The sequence below is a fragment of the Pseudomonas sp. SWRI99 genome (assembly GCF_014270125.1).
Taxonomy (GTDB): Bacteria; Pseudomonadota; Gammaproteobacteria; order Pseudomonadales; family Pseudomonadaceae; genus Aquipseudomonas; species Aquipseudomonas hamedanensis.
In genome coordinates this window covers 1-24771 of the sequence record NZ_JABWQR010000027.1, presented here as the reverse complement: position 1 = coordinate 24771, position 24771 = coordinate 1, and the positions used below count along the sequence as shown (strand labels likewise).

At 59.7% G+C, this 24771-nt stretch carries 19 protein-coding genes; 14 read left to right on the top strand and 5 right to left on the bottom strand.

Translation table 11 applies throughout. The features are described 5' to 3' along the window. Positions 1-154 precede the first annotated feature (154 nt). The 3 genes from HU743_RS20665 to HU743_RS20655 all read left to right on the top strand — a co-directional run bounded on the left by HU743_RS20665 (position 155) and on the right by HU743_RS20655 (position 6895). Positions 155-3430: a transglutaminase family protein gene (locus HU743_RS20665; RefSeq protein ID WP_186650925.1), complete on the top strand. Its 3276-nt coding sequence runs from the start codon at positions 155-157 to the stop codon at positions 3428-3430. Between the two features lie 88 nt (positions 3431-3518). After that, entirely contained in the window at positions 3519-6005 is a 2487-nt protein-coding gene (locus HU743_RS20660; protein ID WP_186650923.1) for a circularly permuted type 2 ATP-grasp protein, read from the top strand. Further along, positions 6005-6895, top strand: a complete 891-nt coding sequence (locus tag HU743_RS20655; protein ID WP_186650921.1) for a transglutaminase family protein — start codon at positions 6005-6007, stop codon at positions 6893-6895. The genes HU743_RS20660 and HU743_RS20655 overlap by 1 nt, the downstream gene beginning before the upstream one ends. A gap of 206 nt (positions 6896-7101) precedes the next feature. Here the strand turns inward: HU743_RS20655 and HU743_RS20650 are convergent, their stop codons facing one another. Together HU743_RS20650 and HU743_RS20645 are read right to left on the bottom strand one after the other, a co-directional pair. Next, positions 7102-7290, bottom strand: coding sequence for a hypothetical protein (locus HU743_RS20650; protein ID WP_186547618.1), 189 nt, complete (start codon positions 7288-7290; stop codon positions 7102-7104). 67 nt (positions 7291-7357) lie between these two features. Next, positions 7358-7945 carry a TIGR00730 family Rossman fold protein gene (locus HU743_RS20645; RefSeq protein ID WP_186650919.1) on the bottom strand — a complete coding sequence of 196 codons (588 nt, stop codon included), beginning with the start codon at positions 7943-7945 and terminating at the stop codon, positions 7358-7360. Between the two features lie 339 nt (positions 7946-8284). On the opposite strand from HU743_RS20645, the gene azu reads away from it, so the two are divergent. Together azu and HU743_RS20635 are read left to right on the top strand one after the other, a co-directional pair. After that, a complete protein-coding gene (gene azu, locus HU743_RS20640) occupies positions 8285-8731 on the top strand; it encodes an azurin (RefSeq protein WP_186650917.1) in 447 nt (148 codons plus the stop codon). A 212-nt stretch (positions 8732-8943) separates the two neighbouring features. Then, complete coding sequence (locus HU743_RS20635) at positions 8944-10134, top strand: hypothetical protein (RefSeq protein ID WP_186650915.1); 1191 nt, start codon at positions 8944-8946, stop codon at positions 10132-10134. A gap of 112 nt (positions 10135-10246) precedes the next feature. Here HU743_RS20635 and nadE read toward each other — a convergent pair whose 3' ends face one another. From nadE to HU743_RS20620, 3 genes are all read right to left on the bottom strand, one after another. Further along, on the bottom strand, positions 10247-11074 hold the full coding sequence (gene nadE / locus HU743_RS20630) for an ammonia-dependent NAD(+) synthetase (RefSeq protein WP_186650913.1): 828 nt from the start codon (positions 11072-11074) through the stop codon (positions 10247-10249). 4 nt (positions 11075-11078) lie between these two features. Continuing rightward, the gene (pncB, locus tag HU743_RS20625) at positions 11079-12302 is read right to left on the bottom strand and encodes a nicotinate phosphoribosyltransferase (RefSeq protein WP_186650912.1); all 1224 of its coding nucleotides are present in this window, start codon (positions 12300-12302) and stop codon (positions 11079-11081) included. 216 nt (positions 12303-12518) lie between these two features. Next, positions 12519-13418 (bottom strand): LysR family transcriptional regulator, encoded by a 900-nt coding sequence (locus HU743_RS20620; RefSeq protein ID WP_186650910.1) that lies wholly within the window; start codon positions 13416-13418, stop codon positions 12519-12521. A 164-nt stretch (positions 13419-13582) separates the two neighbouring features. Here HU743_RS20620 and HU743_RS20615 point away from each other — a divergent pair, with 164 nt between their 5' ends. From HU743_RS20615 to HU743_RS20575, 9 genes are all read left to right on the top strand, one after another. After that, on the top strand, positions 13583-15073 hold the full coding sequence (locus HU743_RS20615) for an aldehyde dehydrogenase family protein (protein WP_186650908.1): 1491 nt from the start codon (positions 13583-13585) through the stop codon (positions 15071-15073). Between the two features lie 90 nt (positions 15074-15163). Further along, the gene (locus HU743_RS20610; RefSeq protein WP_186650906.1) at positions 15164-16447 is read left to right on the top strand and encodes an FAD-binding oxidoreductase; all 1284 of its coding nucleotides are present in this window, start codon (positions 15164-15166) and stop codon (positions 16445-16447) included. Between the two features lie 368 nt (positions 16448-16815). Continuing rightward, the gene (locus tag HU743_RS20605) at positions 16816-17949 is read left to right on the top strand and encodes an ABC transporter substrate-binding protein (protein WP_186650904.1); all 1134 of its coding nucleotides are present in this window, start codon (positions 16816-16818) and stop codon (positions 17947-17949) included. Positions 17950-18189: 240 nt separating this feature from the next. Further along, positions 18190-19104, top strand: a complete 915-nt coding sequence (locus HU743_RS20600; protein WP_041480712.1) for a branched-chain amino acid ABC transporter permease — start codon at positions 18190-18192, stop codon at positions 19102-19104. A 3-nt stretch (positions 19105-19107) separates the two neighbouring features. After that, complete coding sequence (gene livM / locus HU743_RS20595) at positions 19108-20409, top strand: high-affinity branched-chain amino acid ABC transporter permease LivM (RefSeq protein WP_186650902.1); 1302 nt, start codon at positions 19108-19110, stop codon at positions 20407-20409. Next, positions 20406-21278: an ATP-binding cassette domain-containing protein gene (locus HU743_RS20590; RefSeq protein ID WP_016771916.1), complete on the top strand. Its 873-nt coding sequence runs from the start codon at positions 20406-20408 to the stop codon at positions 21276-21278. Before livM ends, HU743_RS20590 begins: the two co-directional genes overlap by 4 nt. Further along, positions 21275-21991 carry an ABC transporter ATP-binding protein gene (locus HU743_RS20585; protein WP_186621662.1) on the top strand — a complete coding sequence of 239 codons (717 nt, stop codon included), beginning with the start codon at positions 21275-21277 and terminating at the stop codon, positions 21989-21991. Before HU743_RS20590 ends, HU743_RS20585 begins: the two co-directional genes overlap by 4 nt. Before the next feature lie 839 nt (positions 21992-22830). Beyond that, complete coding sequence (locus HU743_RS20580; RefSeq protein WP_186650900.1) at positions 22831-23595, top strand: SDR family oxidoreductase; 765 nt, start codon at positions 22831-22833, stop codon at positions 23593-23595. Between the two features lie 206 nt (positions 23596-23801). Further along, positions 23802-24707, top strand: coding sequence for a cation diffusion facilitator family transporter (locus tag HU743_RS20575; RefSeq protein WP_186650898.1), 906 nt, complete (start codon positions 23802-23804; stop codon positions 24705-24707). The last annotated feature ends 64 nt before the right edge of the window (positions 24708-24771 follow it).

Below are 24771 nucleotides of genomic sequence, written 5' to 3'. Positions count from 1 at the left end.
TGCCACAAATAGAAGCAAACTCACTAAAGCATTTCCCCGCATCGCCCGGTTTTGGTGCTGTACTGCCTTGAGCATTTCGCGAAAACGCCCGGACCTGTGCATGGCATAAGTCTTGCGCGCTTTCCCATACGCCCAGGCTCGCAGGAGGCACGCCGTGTCGATTCATGTCGCATTGCACCACGTCACGCATTACCGCTACGACCGCGCTGTCGAACTCGGCCCGCAGATCGTACGCCTGCGCCCGGCCGCTCACAGCCGCACGCGGATTCTGTCCTATGCGCTGAAAGTCTCGCCCGAGCAGCACTTCATCAATTGGCAGCAGGACCCTCAGGGCAACTACCTCGCGCGTCTGGTATTCCCCGAGAAAACCAGTGAGTTGCGCATTGAAGTCGACCTGCTGGCCGAGATGGCGGTGTTCAACCCCTTCGACTTTTTCCTCGAACCCTACGCCGAGAACATTCCTTTTACGTATGCCACCGACGAGCGCAAGGAACTGGCGCCGTACCTCGAAACCCTGCCGCTGACGCCGGCGTTCAAGGCCTATCTGGACGGTATCGACCGCACGCCGTTGCCGGCAGTGGATTTTCTGGTCGCGCTCAATCAACGCCTGAGCGAAGACATCGGTTATCTGATTCGCATGGAGCCGGGTGTACAAACCCCGGAGCACACCCTCGAACAGGCCTCTGGCTCTTGCCGCGACTCCGCGTGGCTATTGGTGCAGCTGTTGCGCAATCTTGGGCTGGCCGCACGGTTTGTCTCCGGCTACCTGATTCAACTGACTGCCGATGTGAAGAGCCTCGACGGCCCGTCCGGCACCGACGTCGATTTCACCGACCTGCACGCCTGGTGCGAGGTGTACCTGCCGGGTGCGGGCTGGATCGGCCTTGACGCCACCTCCGGGCTGTTCGCCGGCGAAGGACATATTCCGTTGGCCTGCAGTCCCGATCCGTCCTCGGCGGCGCCGATCAGTGGTCTGGTCGAACCGTGTGAGTGTCAGTTCAGCCACGACATGTCAGTGGAGCGAATCTGGGAGGCGCCCCGCGTCACCAGGCCCTACACCGATGAGCAATGGCTGGCGATCCAGGCATTGGGCAAGCAGATCGACGTCGATCTGCTCGAAGGCGATGTGCGCCTGACCATGGGCGGCGAGCCGACCTTTGTGTCCATCGACGATCCCGACGGCGCCGAGTGGAACACCGCCGCGCTGGGGCCGGACAAGCGCCGGCTATCGGCCGAATTGTTCCAGCGTCTGCGCAGTCACTACGCGCCTGAGGGCCTGGTGCATTTCGGCCAGGGCAAGTGGTATCCCGGAGAGCAATTGCCGCGCTGGTCGCTCAATTGTTACTGGCGCCGCGATGGCGTGCCAATCTGGCAAAACGCTGCGCTGATCGCTGACGAGCAGGAGGACTATGGTGCCGATGGCGATTTGGCCGGACGCTTTCTGGCGAGCGTCGCCGAGCGGCTGAAATTACCCGCACGTTTTGTCTTCCCGGCCTACGAGGACAATTTCTATTACCTCTGGCGCGAAGGCACCTTGCCCGGCAACGTCAGCGCCGAAGATTCGCGTCTGGACGATCCGCTGGAGCGCGCGCGCCTGCGCAAGGTGTTCACTCAGGGACTCGACAAGGTCATTGGCCAGGTGCTGCCGCTGGCGCGTACTGCCAAGGGCGATCAATGGCAAAGCGGACGCTGGTATTTGCGCGATGAGCACTGTCGTCTCGTACCGGGGGATTCGCCGCTGGGGTATCGCCTGCCGCTGGCGTCGCAGCCGTGGGTGAAAGCGGCGGAATATCCGTTCATCCATCCCAACGATCCGAATCAGGACTTTGCTGGACTGCCGGATCCCGCGCAGCTTGGTGTTCACGGCGAATCTGCTGCGGTGGATGAGCGCGTGCCGAAAATCGATGAGTCCGCCGACTGGCTGACCCGTACCGCATTCTGTGCCGAGGCCCGCGAGGGACGGCTCTATCTGTTCATGCCGCCGCTGGAACGGGTCGAGGATTATCTGGAACTGGTCGCAGCCATCGAAGCCACCGCTGCGGAGCTGCGCTGCCCGGTGCTGTTGGAGGGCTACGAGCCGCCGAGCGATCCACGTCTGAACAATTTCCGCATCACTCCGGACCCTGGCGTGATCGAGGTCAATGTGCAGCCGTCGGCGACTTGGGACGAGTTGGTCGAGCGCACTGAATTTCTCTACGAGCAGGCCCGGCAAACCCGCCTGACCACCGAGAAATTCATGATCGATGGGCGCCACACCGGCACCGGCGGCGGCAACCATTTCGTTCTTGGCGGCGCAACACCAGCGGATTCACCCTTTCTGCGTCGGCCGGATCTGCTGCGCAGCCTGATCAGTTACTGGCACAACCATCCATCGCTGTCGTACCTGTTTTCCGGGCTGTTCATCGGCCCGACCTCCCAGGCGCCACGGGTCGATGAGGCGCGTAATGACGCGTTGTACGAACTGGAAATTGCCTTCGCACAAATGCCCGAACCGGGCGCAGAGTGCGCGCCGTGGCTGGTCGATCGACTGTTGCGCCATTTGCTGATCGATGTCACCGGCAATACCCATCGTGCCGAATTCTGCATCGATAAACTTTATTCGCCAGACGGCGCCACCGGGCGTCTCGGCTTGCTGGAACTGCGCGCCTTTGAAATGCCGCCGCATGCGCGCATGAGTCTGGCTCAGCAGTTGTTGCTGCGCGCCTTGGTCGCACGCTTCTGGCGCGAGCCTTACGCACCACCGAAACTGGCACGCTGGGGCACTGAACTGCACGATCGCTTCCTGCTGCCGCACTTTATCGAGCAGGATTTCGCCGACGTCATTGTCGACCTCAACAACGCCGGTTATCCGTTGCGCGCGGAGTGGTTCGCCGCGCATCTGGAATTCCGTTTTCCCAAGGTTGGCGATTACGCCGTCAATGGCATCGAGCTGGAGTTGCGGCAAGCTCTTGAACCTTGGCACGTGCTGGGCGAGGAGGGTACGGCGGGCGGCACGGTGCGCTATGTCGATTCGTCGCTGGAGCGTTTGCAGGTCAAACTCAACGGCCTGACGCCGCAGCGGTATCTGCTGACCTGTAATGGTGTCGCGGTACCGTTGCACCCGACCGGCCGTGTCGGCGAGTTCGTCGCCGGGGTGCGTTATCGCGCCTGGCAGCCGGCCAACTGCCTGCACCCGACCATCCCGGTGCACGCACCGCTGGTGTTCGACCTGCTCGACACCTGGATGGGCCGTTCGCTGGGCGGTTGCCAATATCATGTCGCCCACCCCGGTGGGCGCAATTACGAGACGTTGCCAGTCAATGCCAATGAAGCAGAGAGTCGGCGCATGGCGCGGTTTTTCCGTCTCGGCCACACGCCAGGGAAACTTCCGATACCGAAAGTGGAAATCAGTGACGAGCTGCCGATGACAATCGATCTGCGCCGTTTCTGAGTCATACATTTCATGCGGATTTTTCAACTATCCGCACGTCATGTGCCTGCGTTAGTCTGACCGTTCCCTGCTGTCTGCCGAGCTTTCCATGCCTGACCTGCTAGACCGCTACCCGCTGAGCGCGGGTACTTATCACGAACTGCTTGACGGCAGCGGCGCGGTGCGCCCGCATTGGCAGCGGCTGTTCGATCAGTTACAGCGCAGCAGTCCCGCGCAACTGGTGCAGCGGCAGGCCTTGCTGACGCGGCAGATTCAGGAAAACGGCGTCACGTACAACGTCTATGCCGATCCGAAAGGGGCCGATCGGCCGTGGGAACTGGATCTGTTGCCCCATGTGATCGCTGCCGATGAATGGCAGCACCTGGCGGCCGGCATCGCGCAACGCGCCCGGCTGCTCAATGCCGTGCTGGCGGATCTGTACGGCCCGCAACGGCTGATCAGCGAAGGCCTGCTGCCGGCAGAACTGGTGTTCGGCCACAATAATTTTCTCTGGCCCTGTCAGGGCATCGTTCCACCGGAGTCGGCCTTCCTGCACCTGTACGCCGTGGATCTGGCGCGCACGCCGGACGGCCGCTGGTGGGTCACCGCCGATCGCACCCAGGCGCCGTCCGGCGCGGGTTATGCGCTGGAAAACCGCACCATCGTTTCACGTGCCTTCCCCGAGCTGTACCGCGATCTGAAGGTTCAGCACCTGGCCGGGTTCTTCCGCACGTTGCAGGAAACCCTGGCGCGACAGGCGCCCGGCGAGGACGACACGCCGCTGGTGGTCCTGCTGACGCCGGGGCGTTTCAACGAAAGCTACTTCGAGCATCTGTACCTCGCCCGCCAGCTTGGTTATCCACTGGTCGAAGGCGGTGATCTGACCGTGCGCAATGCCACGGTGTACCTGAAAACCCTCAGCGGTCTGCGCCGGGTGCACGCGATCATGCGCCGCCTCGACGACGATTTCTGCGATCCGCTGGAACTGCGTACCGATTCGGCGCTGGGCGTCCCCGGTCTGCTCGAGGCGGTGCGTCAGGGGCGGGTGCTGGTCGCCAACGCGCTGGGCAGCGGAGTCCTGGAATCGCCGGGGCTGCTGGGGTTTCTACCGAAGATCAATCAGTACCTGTTCGGCGAGGAACTGATCCTGCCGTCCATCGCGACCTGGTGGTGCGGTGAAGCGCCGGTGCTGGCGCAGGCACTGGAAAAACTCCCGGAGCTGTTGATCAAACCCGCGTTCCCTTCGCAAAGCTTCGCCCCGGTTTTTGGCCGGGACCTTAATGAAACACAGCGCCACGAACTGGCGGAGCGCATGCAGGCGCGGCCCTATGCCTATGTCGCCCAGGAACTGGCGCAGCTCTCACAGGCGCCGGTCTGGCAAGCTGAAGAAGGCCATGTGCAACCCCGGGCAATCGGCATGCGCATGTACGCAGTGGCCAGTCACGACGGCTACCGTGTGCTGCCCGGTGGGCTGACCCGCGTGGCGGCCGACGCCGATGCCGAAGTGGTGTCGATGCAGCGTGGCGGTGCGAGCAAGGACACCTGGGTGCTGGGCGACCGTGCGCCGAGTGGCGAGCAGTGGAAGGCGCAGCGCAATATTGGTGTGCACGATCTGGTGCGTCGGGATCCTTACCTGCCCTCGCGGGTGGTGGAGAACCTGTTCTGGTTCGGCCGTTATTGTGAACGCTGCGATGACAGCGCGCGGCTGCTGCGCATCATGCTGGCGCGCTACGTCGATGGCGATGATCCGCAGGCGTTGCAGGCGGCGGTCGATCTTGGCGAACGGCTGGCGTTGCTGCCGGACGAGGGTGAGCTGCCGGAACGCTTGCTCGCTGCGCTGCTGGGCGAGGACTGGTCGTTCAGCCTGCGCGCCAACCTGCAACGCTTGCAGTGGGCTGCCTCGCAGGTGCGCGGCAAGCTCTCCCGGGAGAACTGGCAAGCGCTGGTTGAATTGCAGCGTGAAGCCATGGAGCTGGACACCGACCAGCCGGATTTTGGCGAACTGCTGGATTTCCTCAACCGTCTGGTGATGTCGCTGGCGGCGCTGTCGGGGTTTGCGCTGGATGACATGACCCGCGACGAAGGCTGGCGCTTTCTGATGATCGGCCGGCGCATCGAGCGCCTGCAGTTTCTCAGCGCCAGTCTGGCCGCGTTTCTGCGCGGCGCGGGTGCGTTCGATCAAGCGGGGCTGGAATGGCTGCTCGAACTGGGTAACAGCAGCATCACCTACCGCTCGCGATATCTGGCGGTGGCGCAATTGATTCCGGTCCTCGATCTGTTGCTGCTGGATGATCAGAACCCGCACGCGGTGTTGTTTCAGTTGAAACTGGTCACCCGCACGTTGAAACGCTTGAACGACGATTTCGGCGCTCCCCGCGAAGCCGGTTTGCCGCAGCTGGTCGAACGCCTGTCGCGGTTTGAGCTGGGTTGCCTGGAAAACCCGTTGTTCGGCAAGTCCAGCGTGCGTGCCGCGCTCGACGGCCTGGCGGATCTGCTGCAAGACATTGCCGAGGCCAGCGGGCAAGTCTCGGATCGATTGGCCCTGCGCCATTTCGCCCATGTCGATGATGTCAGCCAGCGTACGGTGTCCGTCTGATGAGCGCCCATTACCAGATCTTTCACGACACCAGCTATCACTACGACAGCCCGGTATCCCTCGCGCAGCAACTGGCGCATCTGTGGCCACGTGAGTGCGACTGGCAGCGCTGCACCGAACAACAACTGCTGATCAGTCCGGAGCCGACGGTGCGGCGTGATGAGCTGGACGTGTTTGGCAATCCGCTGACCCGGCTGGCGTTCGAACGGCCGCATGATCAGTTGCAGGTCAACGCGCGGCTCACCGTTGAAGTGCTGGCGCGTCCTGCGCTGGATTTCAATCGGTCGTCGGCGTGGGAGCAGACCCGTGATGCGCTCACCTACAGTAGCCAGCCGTTATCTGCCGACTTGCTTGAAGCCTGTCGCTACCGGTTCCAGTCGCCCTATGTGCACTTGAAGCGCAGCTTCGTCGAGTTTTCACACAGCTGTTTCCCGGCTGGACGTCCGCTGTTGCTGGGTGTGCAGGACTTGATGCAGAAGATTTTCAGCGAATTCACCTTCGATGCCGAAGCCACCCAGGTGGCGACGCCGCTGGTGGAAGTGCTGGAGCGGCGGCGTGGGGTGTGTCAGGACTTCGCGCACTTGATGCTGGCTTGCGTGCGCTCGCGCGGGCTGGCGGCGCGTTATGTCAGCGGCTACCTGCTGACCCAGCCACCACCGGGGCAGCCACGCCTGATCGGCGCCGATGCGTCCCATGCCTGGGTGTCGGTGTTTTGTCCGGTGCTCGGGTGGGTGGATTTTGATCCGACCAACAATGTGCAGCCGGCGCTGGAGCACATCACGTTGGCGTGGGGGAGGGATTTTTCTGATGTGTCGCCGTTGCGCGGGGTGATTCTCGGTGGCGGTAATCACGACCCGGAAGTGCGGGTTACGGTGATGCCTCAGGAATAACGCAGATCAAACTGTAGGAGTGAGCCTGCTCGCGATAGCGGTGTGTCAGTTGAAACATTCGCTGCTGACACACCGCTATCGCGAGCAGGCTCACTCCTACAAGGGAAATGGGGTGTTTTGGGGGAGGGCTGTGAGGGCCGGCGGCAAAACCGCCAGCCCTTTCACAAATCCGCAGGGTCTGATTCGATCATCAAACCCGGTGGGGCTCAGGCGTCGGGCGCCTGTTCTTTCGGTGCATCGGGTGCATCAACATCATCATCCGTCGCCACTTCACCGTCGGGGTTCAGTGCCGCTTCTTCAGCGGTTTGTTTCTTGCGCTGAAGCTTTTCCTCTTTCTTCTGTTCCTTTGCCAGGTCTCGTTGACGTTTGGCGAAGGAGTAATTGGGTTTGGCCATGGGCGATCCTCTAGGTCGAAGGTGAGGTTGAGCGGCGCGTATTCTGCCCTGTATCGGCGTCCGGGGGTTAACCGGGTTTTTGATCGACCCACTTGGGCGTGACGGTCGGCTGCCACTGATCGAGCGCATCAAGCAGGGTATTTGGCGATTCGCTCACTTGCAGCATGTCACGGTGTGGCGCACGAACGAAGCCTTCGCCGACGATATGGTCGAGAAAAGCCGTGAGTTTGCTGTAGAAACCGTTCACCTCCAGCAGACCCAGCGGCTTGCCATGATAGCCGAGCTGACCCCACGTCCAGACTTCGAACAGCTCTTCCAGGGTGCCGAGACCGCCGGGCAGGGCGATGAACGCATCGCTGAGTTCGGCCATCCGCGCCTTGCGCGCATGCATGCCATCGACCACTTCCAGACGCGTCAGGCTTTTGTGGCCGATTTCCTTGTCCATCAGGCTCTGCGGGATGATGCCGATCACTTCGCCGCCGGCGGCCAGTGCGGCGTCAGCGACAACGCCCATCAAACCCACGGCGCCACCGCCGTAAACCAGTGTCAAATGACGTTCGGCCAGCGCCCGGCCAAGGGCGATAGCCGCTTCGGTGTACGCCGCAACGCTGCCGGCGTTGGCACCACAAAATACACACACGGACTTCAAAGACATGCCTTACTCCTGGGTCAATCCGTCACAGGGTAATGGCTGGCGAGCTTCGATCCAAGGGCTAAACTTCGCGTTCCGGCGATTCAAAGCTGCCGCTGGCGCCACAGGCGTAAGCGGCGAGCAAGCTGCACAACAGACCGTTAAAAAACATGACAGGCACTCCGTCTCAATGGATGGGCCGATCATAAGTCTGGCCAGGTCATCTGGCCGTTAGATTGTGTCGATGAGCGTCATAGCCTGAAAGTTGTATACAATTTTTGACACAAGTCATAGGAACTTGCGAAGATTTCAGGCAGTCTTTCCACCACTCGTGTTTTGTTAACCCTGCCTTGGAGATTCACCATGTTTTCCAAAGTTGTTGCGGTATCCCTGCTGGCGCTGGCCAGCAGCCAATTGATGGCTGCCGAGTGCAAAACCACCGTTGACTCCACCGATCAGATGTCCTTCAACACCAAGGAGATCGTGATCGACAAGAGCTGCAAGACCTTCACCGTCGAACTGACCCACTCCGGCAGCCTGCCGAAGAACGTCATGGGCCATAACCTGGTGATCAGCAAAGAAGCGGACATGCAGCCGATCGCTACCGACGGCCTGGCAGCCGGTATCGACAAGAACTACCTGAAGGATGGCGACGCGCGCGTCATCGCCCACACCAAAATCATCGGCGCCAAGGAAACCGATTCGGTGACCTTCGATGTGTCGAAACTGGATGCCGCCGAAAAATACGGCTTCTTCTGCTCGTTCCCTGGGCACATCTCGATGATGAAAGGCACCGTCATCGTCAAGTAACCAGGCATTGACGTAAAGCGCCGCTGCGAGGCCATCGCAGCGGCGTTTTCATTTTGTCGTTCTTGGTTAACCCACTCGTTTGCAATGCACCTCCCTTTGAAACCTGCGCCTTCTGTCGGATGTCCACCGGACCTGTAATTTCTGACAGTAGACGATTCCTGCGGCTTGACAATAAATTGGCATCGACTGCCTAACGCCAGTAGGAGCTTTCGATGAAAAACAGTATTGAGGAAACCAGCGTCGATCGCCCCCTGACCATCCGACAGGTGACTTCCGATGGCAAGGTAATTAGCGACGGCGGTCAGGCCACCAGCCCGATGGTTTTTTTCTCTCTGACGGGCCCCTCGGATAAAATTTTAAGACTTTTTGAGGATGGCAACCCGAGAGTCAGCATGCAGGCCGACCTGAATGGCCTTGCGGGAAGGTTGATAACGGATATTCAGGAAGGAGCACATACCTATAAGGCAGAATTCATGGATGAGTATTCTGCTGAATTTAGAATGACTTTAATAGCAAGCGCAGCGCCATTGATTGGTTTGCTAAAAGATTCCGTCAAAGAGATTCCAGATAACGGCAGTACAACCGAAATGGTGCTTGATATAGAAGGTGATGCTCGACAAGGTGAAGTATTGATATACGATGACACCGAGACGAACCTTGTAGGACGAGCACTGGCCGGCACTGACGGTAAGTGGAAAGATGTGCTTAATTTGCCTACACGTAAAACTTATCAGTTGATAGCCAAGGATGTAGCCGGCAGGACCTCTCCGACCTACACCATCACAGTAAATTCTCTTCCCGGTGGGGAGCCTCGGATTTCTTCGCTGAAAGACGGATCTGATACCGAGGTTCCAAACGAGGGTGGTACATCGAACGAAACGCTACAGATCGAGGGAACTGCTTCATCCGACAAGGTATATATATATGATGGCCATGGCGCGACGCCGATCGATGAGTTTACGGTTGTTGATGGAAAATGGAATGGATCGTTAAGCTTGAATAACAACAAAAGATATTCTTTGACTGCAAAAATTGACGGTGGTGGTACGTCAGCCGCTAAAGTTTTTTTTGTGGGTGCATTGCAGAATCCACAAATCACAAAAATCTCTGAGCGTGGTGGAAAGGAACTCAACGATGGGGATAAAACGGATATCAATCGGCTCGATATTCAAGGCGTGGCATTTGGGCATTATCGCTTGATGCTTCGCAATAATGAAACACCCTTAGTGCCAACAAGCGTGGATATTACTGATACTTGGCTAATAGGCACCGACCTGTTGTCGGACGGAATTTACGAATTCAACGCACAGCCAACACCGAGTGCGGGCGGTAATCCCTCCGAAACCTTCACTGTTACTATTGATACTGCCGCTACTTCGAAGTCGCCTATAAAGCACGACTGATACCGATTGGTTGACCGCATACGAGAATGCCGGCAGCGATCTATTGATCCTGAACCGCAGCGACAGTGTTGCGCAGCACCTGCAAAGGCGCAGGTGCTGCTGGGCATTCACATCAAGGCGCAAACGGCATGACCCGCTTGTGATGGGTCTTGTTGTACGTATCGACAATGATCTTCGCCGCCTCGTCACGCACCGTTTCACCGTGCAGAAACGCATCGATCTCGGCGTACGTCACGCCATGTGCCGCTTCGTCCGGTTTGCCCGGTGACAGATCTTCAAGGTCGGCAGTCGGCACTTTCTCGACCAACGACTCCGGCGCACCGAAGCTGCGGGCAATCGCGCGAACCTGATTTTTTACCAGGCCGCTGAGCGGGGCGAGGTCGCAGGCGCCGTCGCCGAACTTGGTGAAGAAGCCCATCACCGCTTCCGCCGCATGGTCAGTGCCAATCACCAAGCCGCCAGCCGCGCCGGCAATCGTGTACTGCGCAACCATGCGCATCCGCGCCTTGGTATTGCCGAGCACAAAATCCACCGACGCCGCCGGTTTGCCTTCGAAAGCAGAGACCTGAGCAGCCAGCGCTTTGACTGCCGGGCCGATATTGACTGTGTGGATCTCGTCAGGGCCGATGCAATCGAGCGAAGCCTTGGCGTCGTGCTCGTCGAACTGGGTTTCGTAGGGCAGGCGCACGGCGATGAATTTGTAGCGGTCGTCGCCGGTTTTTTCGCGCAGCTCACGCATCGCGCGTTGGGCCAAAAGGCCGGCGGTCAGTGAGTCGACGCCGCCGCTGATGCCCAGCACCAAGGCCTTGAGTCCGGAATTGACCAGGCAATCCTGGATGAAGGTGATGCGCCGGGCCACTTCGGCCTGTAGGGCCTGGTCGTCGGCGAATGGCGCTTGCACCTTGAGCTGCTCAGCAATCTCACGCTGTACGGCTTGCATGAATTCACTCCTTGCTAGATAGACTGGATTCGGCAGGAACCTGGAACACGTGTCGCAAATAGGCGACGAAATTCGGATCTTTGCAGTGGGTCTTGCCTGGCTCGTCGGAGATCTTCGCCACCGGCTGGCCGTTGCAGGCGGTCATTTTAAGCACGATGCTCATCGGTTCGACACCCGGAATGTCGCAGGTCAGGTTGGTACCGATGCCGAAGCTCACATTGATGCGACCGTGCAGCGCGCGGAAAATCTCCAACGATTTCGGCAGCGTCAGACTGTCGGAGAACACCAGGGTCTTGCTCATCGGGTCGATGCCGAGCTTGTGATAGTGCGCGATGCACTTCTCGCCCCAGGCCACCGGGTCCCCGGAGTCATGGCGCAGGCCGTCGAAGAGCTTGGCGAAAAATAAATCGAAATCGCCGAGAAACGCATCGGTGGTGATGCAGTCGGTGAGGGCGATGCCGAGCAGGCCACGGTACTCGCGCACCCAGCAATCGAGCGCGGCAATCTGGCTGTCGATCAGCCGCGGGCCGAGTTGCTGGTGGGCCATGATCCATTCATGGGCCATGGTGCCCAGCGGTTTCATGTCCAGCTCGCGAGACAGATGCACGTTGCTGGTGCCGACGAAACGCCCCGGGAAATCGTGCTTGAGTACGTTGACCACTTCCGCCTGCACACCAAAGGAAAAGCGCCGACGCGTGCCGAAATCGGCGACTTGCAGTTGCGACAGTTCATCGGCCGAAGCGTTGGCGGTCAGCCAGTCGAACTTGCGATAAAGCTGTTCGCGTGCCTGCTCCAGAGACGTGTCGCGGTAGCGATAGCGGTTGCGCACTTCGCTGACGATGGCCAGCAGCGGCACTTCGTAGAGAATCACATGCAGCCACGGACCGCGCAGGCGGATGAACAGCTCGCCGTTCTCGATACCGGTGTGCAGGTAGCGCAGGTTGAAGCGGAACAGACCGAGAAAACGCAGGAAATCCGGTTTCAGGAAAGTGATGCGCTCGAGAAAACTCAACTGATCGGCGCTCAGGCTCAGCTCGGCCAGACGCTCGATCTGATGGCGGATCTCGGCCAGGTACGGGCGCAGATCCTCGGCGTTGCGGCAGCGAAACTCCCATTCGACTTCGACGTTGGGGTAGTTGTGCAGCACCGCCTGCATCATCGTCAGCTTGTAGAAGTCGGTGTCGAGCAGGTTCTGCACGATGCGATCGGCAAACACACTCTCGCTCATAAACGGGTCTCCAGTTGCGCCGCGCCTTGCGCGGTCTATATCGATGGCGCTAGTGGCGCATATCAGCGGTGGGGATTGCCAGCATTTTTTCAGAACACCGCAGATCCACTGTGGGAGCGGGCTTGCTCGCGAATGCGGTAAACCAGCCACTCTTGCATCGACTGATACACCGCTTTCGCGAGCAAGCCCGCTCCCACAAAAAGGGCCAGGTCGGTTTCAAGCCGGGCTATCGATTTGCTCCAGCATCCATTTGACGAAGTCGCGCACCTTCGGCACTTCCGCCGCGTGTTCCGGGTAGGCCAGGTAATAGGCGTCGCTGCTGGGCATGGCGTGTTGCCAGGGTATGACCAGTTTGCCCTCGGCCAATTCCTCCTCCACCAGAAACCGTGGCAGCAGCGCCACACCACAGCCGACTTGTGCGGCCCGAATGCACATATAAAAGGTTTCGAAACGCGGCCCGTGGTAGCTGTGTTCGGTGTGGTAGCCCTGACTGTCGAACCAGTCGTGCCAGGCCTGGGGGCGCGAGGCATTTTGCAGCAGCACCAGATCGGTGAGTTGCGTCGGATCAGTGAAAGGCGTGTCGGGCAGGCTACCGGGTGCGCAGACCGGCACCAGTTCTTCTCCGAAGAGTTTCAGGCATTCCGTGCCCGGTCGCGATGCCTGGCCGAAATAGAACGCCAGATCACTGCGCCCCTGCAACAGATCATCCGCTTCCTGCTCGTTGCACAAATCCAGATGAATCGACGGGTGGCGCAGGCGCCAGCCCTTCAGACGTGGCACCAGCCAGCGAGCGCCGAAGGTCGATGGCGTGGAGACGCGCAGGACTTCGGTCTCGCCGCCGTAGGAACGCAGGTAATGGGTCGACATTTCCACCTGAGAAAGGATTTTCCTGACTTCCACCAAGTACAAATCCCCGGTCGGCGTCATTTGCAAGCGGCGACGCACGCGGCGGAACAGCAAGTGCTGCAACAATTCTTCAAGCTGAGCGACCTGTTTGCTCACCGCACTCTGGGTCAGGTTCAGCTCTTCGGCGGCGCGGGTGAAACTCAGGTGCCGGGTCACCGCTTCGAAGCACTGCAACGCAGTGATTGAGGGCAAGTGGCGTTTGTTCAGCATGGCCAGTCCTTTTTATTGTCTTTCTACACGCAGCATGAATAAACGGAATGATATCTGGCGTAAAGGTCGTTTGTTGCATCGCCCTGGTGACGCTACAACTAAAGGCCTGCCCGGCCATGGAAAGAATGGCCGCACACCTACTGTTTTTGCGTAAGGAGAGACCCATGGTTGCCGCATTGCTTGATCGTCTGGGGGTGAACCCGGCCCTGTACCAGAACGGCAAAGTGCCGGTGCATTCGCCTGTCGACGGCAGCTGCATTGCCTCGGTGAACTGGGAAGGCGCCGCCGAAGTCGAGCAGCACATCAGTCGCGCCGATCATGCATTCGAGCAGTGGCGCAGGGTACCGGCACCGCGTCGCGGCGAGTTGGTGCGTCAATTCGGTGAAGTGCTGCGCGAATACAAGAACGATCTGGGCGAGCTGGTTTCCTGGGAAGCCGGCAAGATCACCCAGGAAGGTCTGGGTGAAGTGCAGGAGATGATCGACATCTGCGACTTCGCCGTCGGCCTGTCGCGCCAGTTGTACGGTCTGACCATCGCCTCCGAGCGACCGGGCCACCACATGCGTGAGACCTGGCATCCGCTCGGCGTGGTCGGGGTGATCAGCGCGTTCAACTTTCCGGTCGCGGTGTGGGCGTGGAACACCACGCTGGCGCTGGTCTGCGGCAACCCGGTGGTGTGGAAACCCTCGGAGAAAACCCCGCTGACCGCGCTGGCCTGTCAGGCGCTGTTTGATCGCGTAGTGAAGAATTTCAGCGATGCACCGGCGAGCCTTTGCCAGGTAGTGATCGGCGGTCGCGATGCCGGCGAAGCACTGGTCGATGATCCGCGTGTCGCCCTGATCAGCGCCACCGGCAGCACGCGCATGGGCCGCGAAGTAGCGCCGAAAGTCGCCGCGCGCTTCGCCCGCAGCATTCTCGAACTGGGCGGCAATAACGCGATGATCCTCGCCCCGAGTGCCGATCTGGACATGGCCGTGCGCGCGATTCTGTTCAGCGCTGTCGGCACCGCCGGGCAACGCTGCACGACCTTGCGTCGACTGATCGCTCACGAATCGGTCAAGGAAGAAATCGTCACGCGCCTCAAGGCTGCCTACTCGAAAGTGCGCATCGGCCATCCGCTGGAAGGCAATCTGGTCGGCCCGCTGATTGACAAGCACAGCTTCGAGAACATGCAGGATGCGTTGGAGCAGGCACTGAGCGAAGGCGGGCGGGTGTTCGGCGGCAAGCGTCAACTGCAAGAGCAGTTTCCCAATGCCTATTACGTTTCGCCGGCCATCGTCGAAATGCCCGAGCAGAGCGACGTGGTCTGCAACGAAACGTTCGCGCCGATTCTTTACGTGGTCGGCTACAGCGATTTTGAAGAAGCGCTGCGCCTGAACAATGCTGTGCCGCAAGGCCTGTCATCGTGCATCTTCACCACCGACGTGCGCGAGGCCGAGCAGTTCATGTCGGCGGTCGGCAGCGACTGTGGGATTGCCAACGTCAACATTGGCCCGAGCGGCGCCGAGATTGGCGGCGCGTTTGGTGGCGAGAAAGAGACTGGCGGCGGTCGCGAATCCGGCTCCGATGCCTGGCGCGCGTACATGCGCCGGCAGACCAACACCGTCAACTATTCGCTGGAATTGCCGTTGGCGCAGGGCATCACATTCGATTAAGCAGCTACAAGCTTCAAGCTACAAGCGTCAAGCAGACCGGCTTGCAGCTTGTAGCTTGTGGCTTGCGGCTGCTCCGACAGGAGCTTGGCAATGCCGTTACGCGAAGAATGTCTGTGGGAAAAGCTCACGCCACAACGGCCGGATAATTCGGCGCTCAGGGGCGAGGTCAAGGTCGATGTCTGCGTGATCGGTGCCGGGTTCACCGGGTTGTCGGCGGCGCTGCATCTGTTGGAAAAAGGCAAAAGCGTCTGCGTGCTGGAGGCTCATCGCGCAGGGAACGGCGGCTCCGGGCGCAACGTCGGGCTGGTCAATGCCGGCATGTGGATTCCTCCGGACGAGATCGAAGCCGGTTTTGGCGAGGCGGTCGGCAGTCAGCTCAACCGCATGCTCGGCGCGGCGCCGGCGCTGGTGTTCAGCCTTGTGGACAAGTACGGCATCGATTGCCAGTTGCGCCGCGAAGGCACCTTGCACATGGCGCACAACGCCAAGGGCGAGGCCGACTTGCGCAGTCGCGAGCAGCAATGGAAACGCCGTGGTGCACCGGTTGAATTGCTCACCGGAAAGTCCTGCGAACAAGCCACCGGCACGCAGAAGATCGCCGCCGCGCTGCTGGATCGCCGCGCCGGCACGCTCAATCCGATGGCGTACGTGACTGGCCTGGCGAACGCGGTCATCGGTCTCGGCGGGCAGATGTTCGACCATTCTGCTGTGACTCGACTCGAACGCGTCGGCCAGCAATGGTCGGTGCAGACCGGGCAGGGTTCGGTGCTCGCCGAACAAGTGGTCATCGCCTCCAATGCCTACACCGAAGGCGACTGGACCGAGCTCAAGCGCAATTTTTTCCCCGGTTATTACTATCAGGTCGCCTCGGTGCCGCTCACCGAGGACGCCGCGCAGGCGATTCTCCCCGGCGGGCAGGGCTCATGGGATACCCGTCAGGTGCTGAGCAGCATTCGTCGCGACAAGGACGGCCGTCTGTTACTCGGCAGTCTGGGCAATGGCAACCAGAAACCGACCTGGTTTCTCAAGGCCTGGGCCGACCGGGTGCAGCAACATTACTTCCCCAATCTGAAGCCGGTCGAGTGGGAATGCACCTGGACCGGACGCATCGCATTCACCCCTGATCATCTGATGCGCCTGTTCGAACCGGCGCCTGGGCTGGTGGCCGTTACCGGTTATAACGGTCGTGGCGTGACGACCGGCACCGTGGTTGGCAAGGCCTTCGCCGATTACCTGTGCAACGGCGATCCACAAGCACTGCCGATTCCCTTTGCACCGATGCAGCCCTTGGCGGGCGCTGGCCTGCGCAGTTGCCTGTACGAGGCCGGATTTTCGCTGTATCACGCGGGCCAGTGCCTGCGCATTGTCATTTGAGTGTTGAAATTTGTTGCCGCGAGCGGCGCTTTTGCATCGAGCGACTAGCCTGTAATGGTGCGGGTTGTAGCAGTCTCGCACCAGCAGTGTGCAGTTCGGTGACGCGGGCTGTTACAGGCTGGTTGCACGTCGTTTGCCGCTGCGGTTGCAATGATGGCGCGTGCGGGTTGCGCCTGAAAAAATAAATGGTTTCACCTTCCGCGGTTTAGACGGTTGCACGCCCAATGAAAATGGGAACGAAACAGTCGAAATAACAACAACACAGCGACTTTTTGCCGAATAAAAAACCGATGGCACGGGCCTTGCTCTGAGCTTTGAGTGAAGTGAAGTCGCAGTGCCAACTAAAAAAAACCTTGGAGCACCACCTCATGTCCCAGACGTTTTACAAGAAAGGCTTTCTGGCCCTCGCAGTGGCTACTGCGCTGGGTGTTTCTGCGTTTGCTCAAGCTGATATCAAGATCGGTGTAGCGGGTCCGATGACCGGTGCCAACGCGGCATTTGGCGAGCAGTACATGAAGGGTGCACAGGCGGCGGCCGACGCGGTCAACGCGGCAGGTGGTGTCAACGGGGAAAAAATCGTCCTGGTCAAAGGCGATGACGCCTGCGAACCGAAGCAGGCGGTGACGGTCGCCAAAGACCTCACCAACCAGAAAGTCGCCGGCGTGGTCGGTCACTTCTGCTCCTCCTCGACCATTCCCGCCTCGGAAATCTACGACGAAGCCGGGATCATCGCGATCACCCCGGGCTCGACCAACCCGCAAGTCACCGAGCGTGGCTTGAGCGCCATGTTCCGTATGTGCGGGCGTGACGACCAGCAAGGCATCGTTGCCGGCGACTACATCGTCGACATGCTCAAAGGCAAAAAAGTTGTCGTGCTGCACGACAAGGACACCTACGGCCAAGGCCTGGCGGACGCCACCAAGGCACAGCTGGAAAAACGCGGCGTCAAGCCGGTGCTGTACGAAGGCCTGACCCGTGGCGAGAAAGACTTCAGCACCATCGTCACCAAGATCCGTGGCGCTGGCGCCGATGTCGTCTACTTCGGTGGCCTGCACCCGGAAGCCGGTCCACTGGTTCGTCAACTGCGTGAACAAGGCCTCAAAGACGTCAAGTTCATGTCCGATGACGGCATCGTTACCGACGAACTCGTCACCACCGCGGGCGGCCCGCAATTCACCGATGGCGTGCTGATGACCTTCGGCGCCGACCCGCGCCTGCTGCCAGACAGCAAAACCGTAGTGGATGCGTTCCGCAAGGCCGGTACCGAGCCTGAGGGCTACACCCTGTACGCCTACGCTTCGGTGCAAACCCTGGCGGCAGCCTTCAACGGTGCCAAGAAAAACGACGGCGAAGCGGCTGCCAAGTGGCTCAAGGCCAACCCGGTGAAAACCGTGATGGGCGAGAAGACCTGGGATGCCAAGGGCGACCTGAAAATCTCCGACTACGTGGTTTACCAGTGGGACAAGGATGGCAAATACCACCAGCTGGAAAAGCAGAAGTAAGGGCTGAGGCGATCACTCGGCTCACTTGAAACCCTGTGGGAGCGGGCTTGCCCGCGATGGCGTCAGATCAATCGGCACACAAGTTGGCTGATCCACCGCTATCGCTGGCAAGCCAGCTCCCACAGGATTCAGTGGCGAACGGGCTGGTCGCTCTCCGACATTGCTCCGACGTACATCTGTATTTTTCCTAGAAGAACCGCGCGCCCCGGTGCGCAGGTTCTCACTGCGTGAGATTGCGTTATGGATGGTATTTTCCTGCAGCAACTGGTCAATGGCCTGACCCTCGGGTCGGTCTATGGCCTGATCGCCATCGGCTACACAATGGTCTACGGCATCATCGGCATGATCAACTTCGCCCACGGCGAGGTTTACATGATTTCCGCTTACCTGGCGGCAATCAGTCTGGCTCTGCTGGCGTACTTCGGTATCGAATCCTTCCCGCTGCTGATGCTCGGCACGTTGATCTTCACCATCGTCGTCACGGCGGTGTATGGCTGGGTCATCGAGCGAGTCGCCTACAAACCCCTGCGCAACTCCACCCGGCTGGCGCCGCTGATCAGCGCCATCGGTATCTCGCTGATCCTGCAGAACTACGCACAGATCGCCCAGGGCGCCAAACAACAGGGCGTGCCTACGCTGCTGACCGGTGCCTGGCGTGTTGAAGTCGGAACCGGCTTCGTGCAACTGACCTACACCAAAGTCTTCATCCTGATCGCCGCGTTCGTCGGCATGGGACTGCTGACCTACATCATCAAATACACCAAGCTCGGCCGCATGTGCCGCGCGACCCAGCAAGACCGCAAGATGGCCTCGATCCTGGGGATCAACACCGACCGGGTAATTTCCTACGTGTTCATCATCGGTGCAGCCATGGCGGCACTGGCGGGTGTGCTGATCACCATGAACTACGGCACGTTCGACTTCTATGCCGGCTTCATCATCGGCATCAAGGCGTTCACCGCGGCGGTCCTCGGTGGTATCGGTTCACTGCCCGGCGCGATGCTCGGCGGGATCATCCTCGGCATCTCCGAGTCGCTGTTCTCCGGTCTGGTCAACTCCGACTACAAAGACGTGTTCAGCTTCTCGCTGCTCGTCCTCGTACTGGTCTTCCGGCCGCAGGGCCTGTTGGGCCGTCCTCTTGTGTCGAAGGTGTAAGCGATGTCTGCAACCACTGAAAAATCCATCGATATCAAAAAAAGCCTGGTCGAGGCGATTCTGGCTGGCCTGATTGCGCTGATCGTGTTCGGGCCGATTGTCGGTGTCGTACTTGACGGCTACAGCTTCAACCTCGAAGCGACCCGCGTGGCGTGGATCATAGCCATCGTCATGGCCGGTCGCTTTGCCCTCAGCCTGTTCCTGCAAACGCCCAAGGGCCTGAAGATCCTCGACGGATTCGAGAGCAGCGGTTCCGGCGTTCACGTGCTGCCGGCGGATTACAAATCGCGGCTGCGCTGGATCATCCCGCTGATCATTGTGCTGGCGATCATCGTGCCGTTTGTTTCCAACTCCTACCTGCTCGGTGTGGTCATCCTCGGTTTGATCTACGTGCTGCTGGGGCTGGGGCTGAACATTGTGGTCGGGCTGGCCGGCCTGCTCGATCTGGGTTACGTGGCGTTTTACGCCATCGGCGCCTACGGTCTGGCGCTGGGTTACCAGTATCTGGGCCTGGGCTTCTGGACAGTGTTGCCATTGGCAGCGATCACGGCGGGCCTGGCCGGTTGCATTCTGGGTTTCCCGGTGTTGCGCCTGCACGGTGACTATCTGGCAATCGTGACCCTGGGCTTCGGTGAAATCATTCGTCTGGTGCTCAACAACTGGCTGTCGCTGACGGGCGGACCGAACGGCATGCCGGCGCCACTGCCGACCTTTTTCGGTCTGGAGTTCGGCAAGCGCGCCAAGGATGGCGGGGTGCCGTTTCACGAGTTCTTCGGCATCGCCTACAACCCCGACGTGAAGTATTACTTCATCTACGCGGTGTTGTTCCTGGTGGTGCTGGCGGTGCTGTACGTCAAGCATCGCCTGGTGAAAATGCCGGTGGGCCGCGCCTGGGAAGCCCTGCGTGAGGACGAGATCGCCTGTCGCTCGATGGGCCTCAACCACGTGCTGGTCAAACTCTCGGCGTTTACCATCGGTGCGTCGACGGCGGGTCTGGCCGGGGTGTTTTTCGCCACCTATCAAGGCTTCGTCAACCCAACGTCGTTTACCTTCTTCGAATCGGCGCTGATTCTCGCCATCGTCGTGCTCGGCGGCATGGGCTCGACCATTGGCGTGGTCATCGCCGCGTTCGTGCTCACCGTCGCTCCGGAACTGCTGCGCGGCTTCGCTGAATACCGCGTGCTGCTGTTCGGCATTCTGATGGTGTTGATGATGATCTGGCGACCACGCGGGCTGATCCGTATCAGCCGTTCCGGGGTCAAACCACGCAAAGGTGCCATTCACTACGAGAGGACTGCGCCATGAGTGAAGTCGTACTCTCTGTTGAAAAACTGATGATGCATTTCGGTGGCATCAAGGCCTTGAGCGATGTCAGCCTGAAGGTCAAACGCAACTCGATCTTCGCCCTGATCGGCCCGAACGGCGCCGGCAAGACCACGGTGTTCAACTGCCTGACCGGGTTCTACAAGGCCACGGGCGGCAAGATCGAACTCAACGTGCGCGGCCAGCAGACCAACGTCATCCAGCTGCTGGGCGAGTCGTTCAAGCCGACCGATTTCGTTTCGCCGAAATCCTTCCTCAGCCGCATGTACTACAAAATGTTCGGCGGAACTCACCTGGTGAACCGTGCAGGTCTGGCGCGGACTTTTCAGAACATTCGCCTGTTCAAGGAAATGTCGGTGCTGGAAAACCTGCTGGTCGCGCAGCACATGTGGGTCAACCGCAACATGCTCGCCGGTATTCTCAACACCAAGGGCTATCGCAAGGCCGAGAGCGATGCGCTGGATGTCGCGTTCTACTGGCTCGAAGTGGTCGATCTGGTGGACTGCGCCAACCGTCTGGCCGGTGAACTCTCGTACGGCCAACAACGCCGTCTGGAGATCGCTCGGGCCATGTGCACACGGCCGCAGATCATCTGCCTCGACGAACCGGCCGCCGGCCTCAACCCTCAGGAAACCGAAGCGCTGAGCGCGATGATCCGGCTGCTGCGCGACGAGCACGATCTGACCGTGGTGCTGATCGAACACGACATGGGCATGGTCATGAGCATTTCCGATCACATCGTGGTTCTTGACCACGGCATCGTCATCGCCGAGGGCGGACCGGAAGCGATCCGCAACGACCCGAAAGTGATTGCGGCCTATCTGGGCGCCGACGAAGAGGAACTGGTATGAGCCAAGCGATCCTCGAACTGAAAAACCTCGATGTGTTCTACGGCCCGATCCAGGCGCTCAAAGGCGTTTCGCTGCAGATCAACGAAGGCGAAACCGTCAGCCTGATCGGCTCCAACGGCGCGGGTAAATCGACGTTGCTGATGTCGATCTTCGGCCAGCCACGGGCGGCGGGCGGGCAGATCCTCTATCAAGGCGTCGACATTACCCACAAGTCATCGCACTACATCGCTTCCAACGGCATCGCGCAATCGCCGGAAGGACGGCGGGTGTTCCCTGACATGACCGTCGAGGAAAACCTGTTGATGGGCACCATCCCGATTGGCGACAAGTACGCCAAAGAGGACATGCAGCGCATGTTCGAGCTGTTTCCACGGCTCGAAGAACGGCGTACGCAACGGGCGATGACCATGTCCGGTGGCGAGCAGCAAATGCTCGCCATCGCCCGTGCGTTGATGAGCCGGCCGAAGCTGTTGCTGCTCGATGAGCCGAGCCTGGGACTGGCACCGATCGTGGTGAAACAGATTTTTGCGACACTGCGTGAGCTGGCGAAAACCGGCATGACGATCTTTCTGGTCGAGCAGAACGCCAACCATGCGCTGAAGTTGTCGGATCGGGCGTACGTGATGGTCAACGGCGAGATTCGCCTGAGCGGCACCGGCCAGGAACTGTTGGTGAACGAGGAAGTGCGTAACGCCTATCTGGGCGGGCACTGAGTTTTTCCGCTGTTATACACAGCCCCGGCGACGAAAGTCCCGGGGCTTTTTTATCCCAAGTCCACCACCAATTCCTTGTGGGAGCGGGCTTGCTCGCGAAGGCGGTGGGTCAATAAACACAGTGCTATCCGACATACCGCTTTCGCGAGCAAGCCCGCTCCCACAGTTGATCTGCGCCGGATCTCGCAATTGTGGAAAACAAATTCCCCAACCTGCCAAAGCGCGACATATAGACGCTGCAAACGGCTGTTTTTCCACAGTTTTGACTTGTCCCCGTTTGCTGTGGAGCTGGCTGTGAATAACGTGGGTGTATGTGGTCGCAGGCCTTATGGCACAAGGCTTTCAGGGTTGTGGTTGTTTTTTGATCGGGCGATTTCAAGCAAGCGTTAGGCGCTATTGTCAACCTTTTTATAGGGCGGCTGACCGGCCTGCTCGCGGGTAGTCGAGCCTGTGGATAAGTCTGTGATTAAACTCTGGAAAGACTGCGCTGAGGGCCGTAATTGCTGGCCTCGCGCGATCACGATGTTGAGCCATCGGTCGTGCAAAATGCCATGTCCCGCACATCCATTGCCTCAGGGTCAAGCAAAAAACTTTGCATTTCGCCCGCAAAGCCTTGTGGGGCGCGGCTTGGCGCCGTTGCACTTGCCCCCGAAAACTGTGGAGCAGACTGTGGATAACATGCGTGCACATGGCTACAGGCCACGGTCGCTATGGCGTTGGCGCGGTTGGTCGTTTTTTGTACAGATTGTAGGTGTTGCCCGTGAATGCGAGGGCGGGCATGCTGCCTGCTGATTTTCTATTCCAAGGGCCGCCGCGGTGGCCGAAGCAAGGAGAACACGATGTCCAACACCCTGTTTATCACCGGTGCGACCTCCGGTTTTGGTGAAGCCTGTGCCCGTCGTTTTGCCGAGGCCGGCTGGAAACTGGTGCTGACCGGTCGTCGTGAGGAACGCCTCAGTGCCCTGTGTGCCGAACTGTCGAAGCAGACTGAAGTGCACGGTCTGGTTCTCGACGTGCGTGACCGTAAAGCGATGGAGGAGGCGATTGCCAACCTGCCGCCATCGTTCGCCAAACTGCGCGGCCTGATCAACAACGCCGGCCTGGCGCTGGGCGTGGACCCGGCGCCGAAGTGCGATCTGGACGATTGGGACACCATGGTCGATACCAACGTCAAAGGTCTGATGTACGCCACCCGCCTGCTGCTGCCGCGCTTGATTGCTCATGGGCGTGGCGCCGGTATCGTCAACCTCGGCTCCATCGCGGGCAACTATCCGTATCCGGGCAGCCACGTGTATGGCGCGACCAAAGCGTTCGTCAAACAGTTCTCGCTGAACCTGCGTTGCGACCTGCAAGGCACCGGCGTGCGGGTCAGCAACATCGAACCCGGCCTGTGCGAAAGCGAGTTCTCGCTGGTACGGTTTGCCGGTGACCAGGAGCGCTATAACGCGACCTATGCCGGTGCCGAGCCGATCCAGCCGCAGGACATCGCCGAGACGATTTTCTGGGTGATGAACACCCCGGCGCACATCAACATCAACAGCCTGGAACTGATGCCGGTGAGCCAGACCTGGGCCGGGTTTGCCATCGAACGTAACAAGGCCTGATACCTGATCCTGTGGCCAGAGATTGCTCCCGCTGGGGTGCGAAGCGCCTCTGCTCTTCAATTCAGCAAGAAGCAGGGCCTGCTGCGCAGTCCAGCGGGAGCAAGCTCCCTCGCCACATAATCGGGCGAAAACCGCTGATAAGGTAAACTCCCCTCGCAACAACCCCACCGCACCCTGCGGTGTTTCAGGTTTTTCGAGGAGTCAAAGTGAGTAACCGAGGTGAGCAGACACTGCTCAAACAATCGACCATTCTGATGTTTGCCGTGGCGATCGCCGGGATCGTCACCGGTTTTGTTTCAGGTTCGCAATCCATCCTGTTCGATGGTTTTTTTTCGCTGATCGCAACCTTCATCAAAGTCCTGATGCTGATCACCGCCAGGTTGATCGCCAAACAAAGCAATCAGCGCTTCCAGTTCGGTTTCTGGCACCTGGAACCGATGGTGCTGCTGATCGAAGGCAGTTTCCTGCTGTTGATCGCCATCTACGCGTTTCTCAACGGCGTGTTCGGCATCATCAACGGAGGGCGTGAGATCGAGTTGGGTCTGGTGATCGTTTATGCCGGGGTGTTTACGGTGGTCGAGTTCGCCTATTTCTTCTACGTGCGCCACCGTAATCGCCAACTCAAATCCAGCCTGATCCAGTTCGACAACATCAGTTGGCTGGTCGACGCGATGCTTTCGGTGGGGTTATTGATCAGTTTCCTTGCGGCGCTGTTGCTCAAGTCCCAGGGCTACGGCGAGTGGGCGGTGTATGTCGACCCGCTGATCCTGATCGTATTGGCGCTGACCATGTTGCCGCCGGCGTTCAAGATCCTCGGCCCGGCGTTACGCGATGTGCTGGGGATTGCCCCGGACGTCCTCGATGAACAGGTGCGTCAGGTCATGGACGCAGCGAAGGTCGAGCATGGTTTCGACGATTATGTGTCCTACGTGCAAAAGCACGGTCGGGCGCGGTTCATCGAAATTCATGTGGTGTTGCCGGCGGATTATCCGCTGCGCAATGTCACGCAGCTGGACGCGTTGCGCGAGCAGATTTCGGCGCAGTTGGGCAAGCCGGATGCGGCGCGGTGGCTGACCATCAGCTTCACTGGCGACAAGAAGTGGATTGTCTGATCTGCCCCGGATTTCGGCTGAGAACACAGTTGTGGCGAGGGGATTTATCCCCGCTGGGCTGCGC

Coding starts and splice junctions, on each gene's coding strand:
- HU743_RS20660 (WP_186650923.1), top strand. CDS start 3,519: ATGCCTGACCTGCTAGACCGCTACCCGCTGAGCGCGGGTACTTATCAC.
- HU743_RS20655 (WP_186650921.1), top strand. CDS start 6,005: ATGAGCGCCCATTACCAGATCTTTCACGACACCAGCTATCACTACGAC.
- HU743_RS20650 (WP_186547618.1), bottom strand. CDS start 7,290: ATGGCCAAACCCAATTACTCCTTCGCCAAACGTCAACGAGACCTGGCA.
- HU743_RS20645 (WP_186650919.1), bottom strand. CDS start 7,945: ATGTCTTTGAAGTCCGTGTGTGTATTTTGTGGTGCCAACGCCGGCAGC.
- azu (WP_186650917.1), top strand. CDS start 8,285: ATGTTTTCCAAAGTTGTTGCGGTATCCCTGCTGGCGCTGGCCAGCAGC.
- HU743_RS20635 (WP_186650915.1), top strand. CDS start 8,944: ATGAAAAACAGTATTGAGGAAACCAGCGTCGATCGCCCCCTGACCATC.
- nadE (WP_186650913.1), bottom strand. CDS start 11,074: ATGCAAGCCGTACAGCGTGAGATTGCTGAGCAGCTCAAGGTGCAAGCG.
- pncB (WP_186650912.1), bottom strand. CDS start 12,302: ATGAGCGAGAGTGTGTTTGCCGATCGCATCGTGCAGAACCTGCTCGAC.
- HU743_RS20620 (WP_186650910.1), bottom strand. CDS start 13,418: ATGCTGAACAAACGCCACTTGCCCTCAATCACTGCGTTGCAGTGCTTC.
- HU743_RS20615 (WP_186650908.1), top strand. CDS start 13,583: ATGGTTGCCGCATTGCTTGATCGTCTGGGGGTGAACCCGGCCCTGTAC.
- HU743_RS20610 (WP_186650906.1), top strand. CDS start 15,164: ATGCCGTTACGCGAAGAATGTCTGTGGGAAAAGCTCACGCCACAACGG.
- HU743_RS20605 (WP_186650904.1), top strand. CDS start 16,816: ATGTCCCAGACGTTTTACAAGAAAGGCTTTCTGGCCCTCGCAGTGGCT.
- HU743_RS20600 (WP_041480712.1), top strand. CDS start 18,190: ATGGATGGTATTTTCCTGCAGCAACTGGTCAATGGCCTGACCCTCGGG.
- livM (WP_186650902.1), top strand. CDS start 19,108: ATGTCTGCAACCACTGAAAAATCCATCGATATCAAAAAAAGCCTGGTC.
- HU743_RS20590 (WP_016771916.1), top strand. CDS start 20,406: ATGAGTGAAGTCGTACTCTCTGTTGAAAAACTGATGATGCATTTCGGT.
- HU743_RS20585 (WP_186621662.1), top strand. CDS start 21,275: ATGAGCCAAGCGATCCTCGAACTGAAAAACCTCGATGTGTTCTACGGC.
- HU743_RS20580 (WP_186650900.1), top strand. CDS start 22,831: ATGTCCAACACCCTGTTTATCACCGGTGCGACCTCCGGTTTTGGTGAA.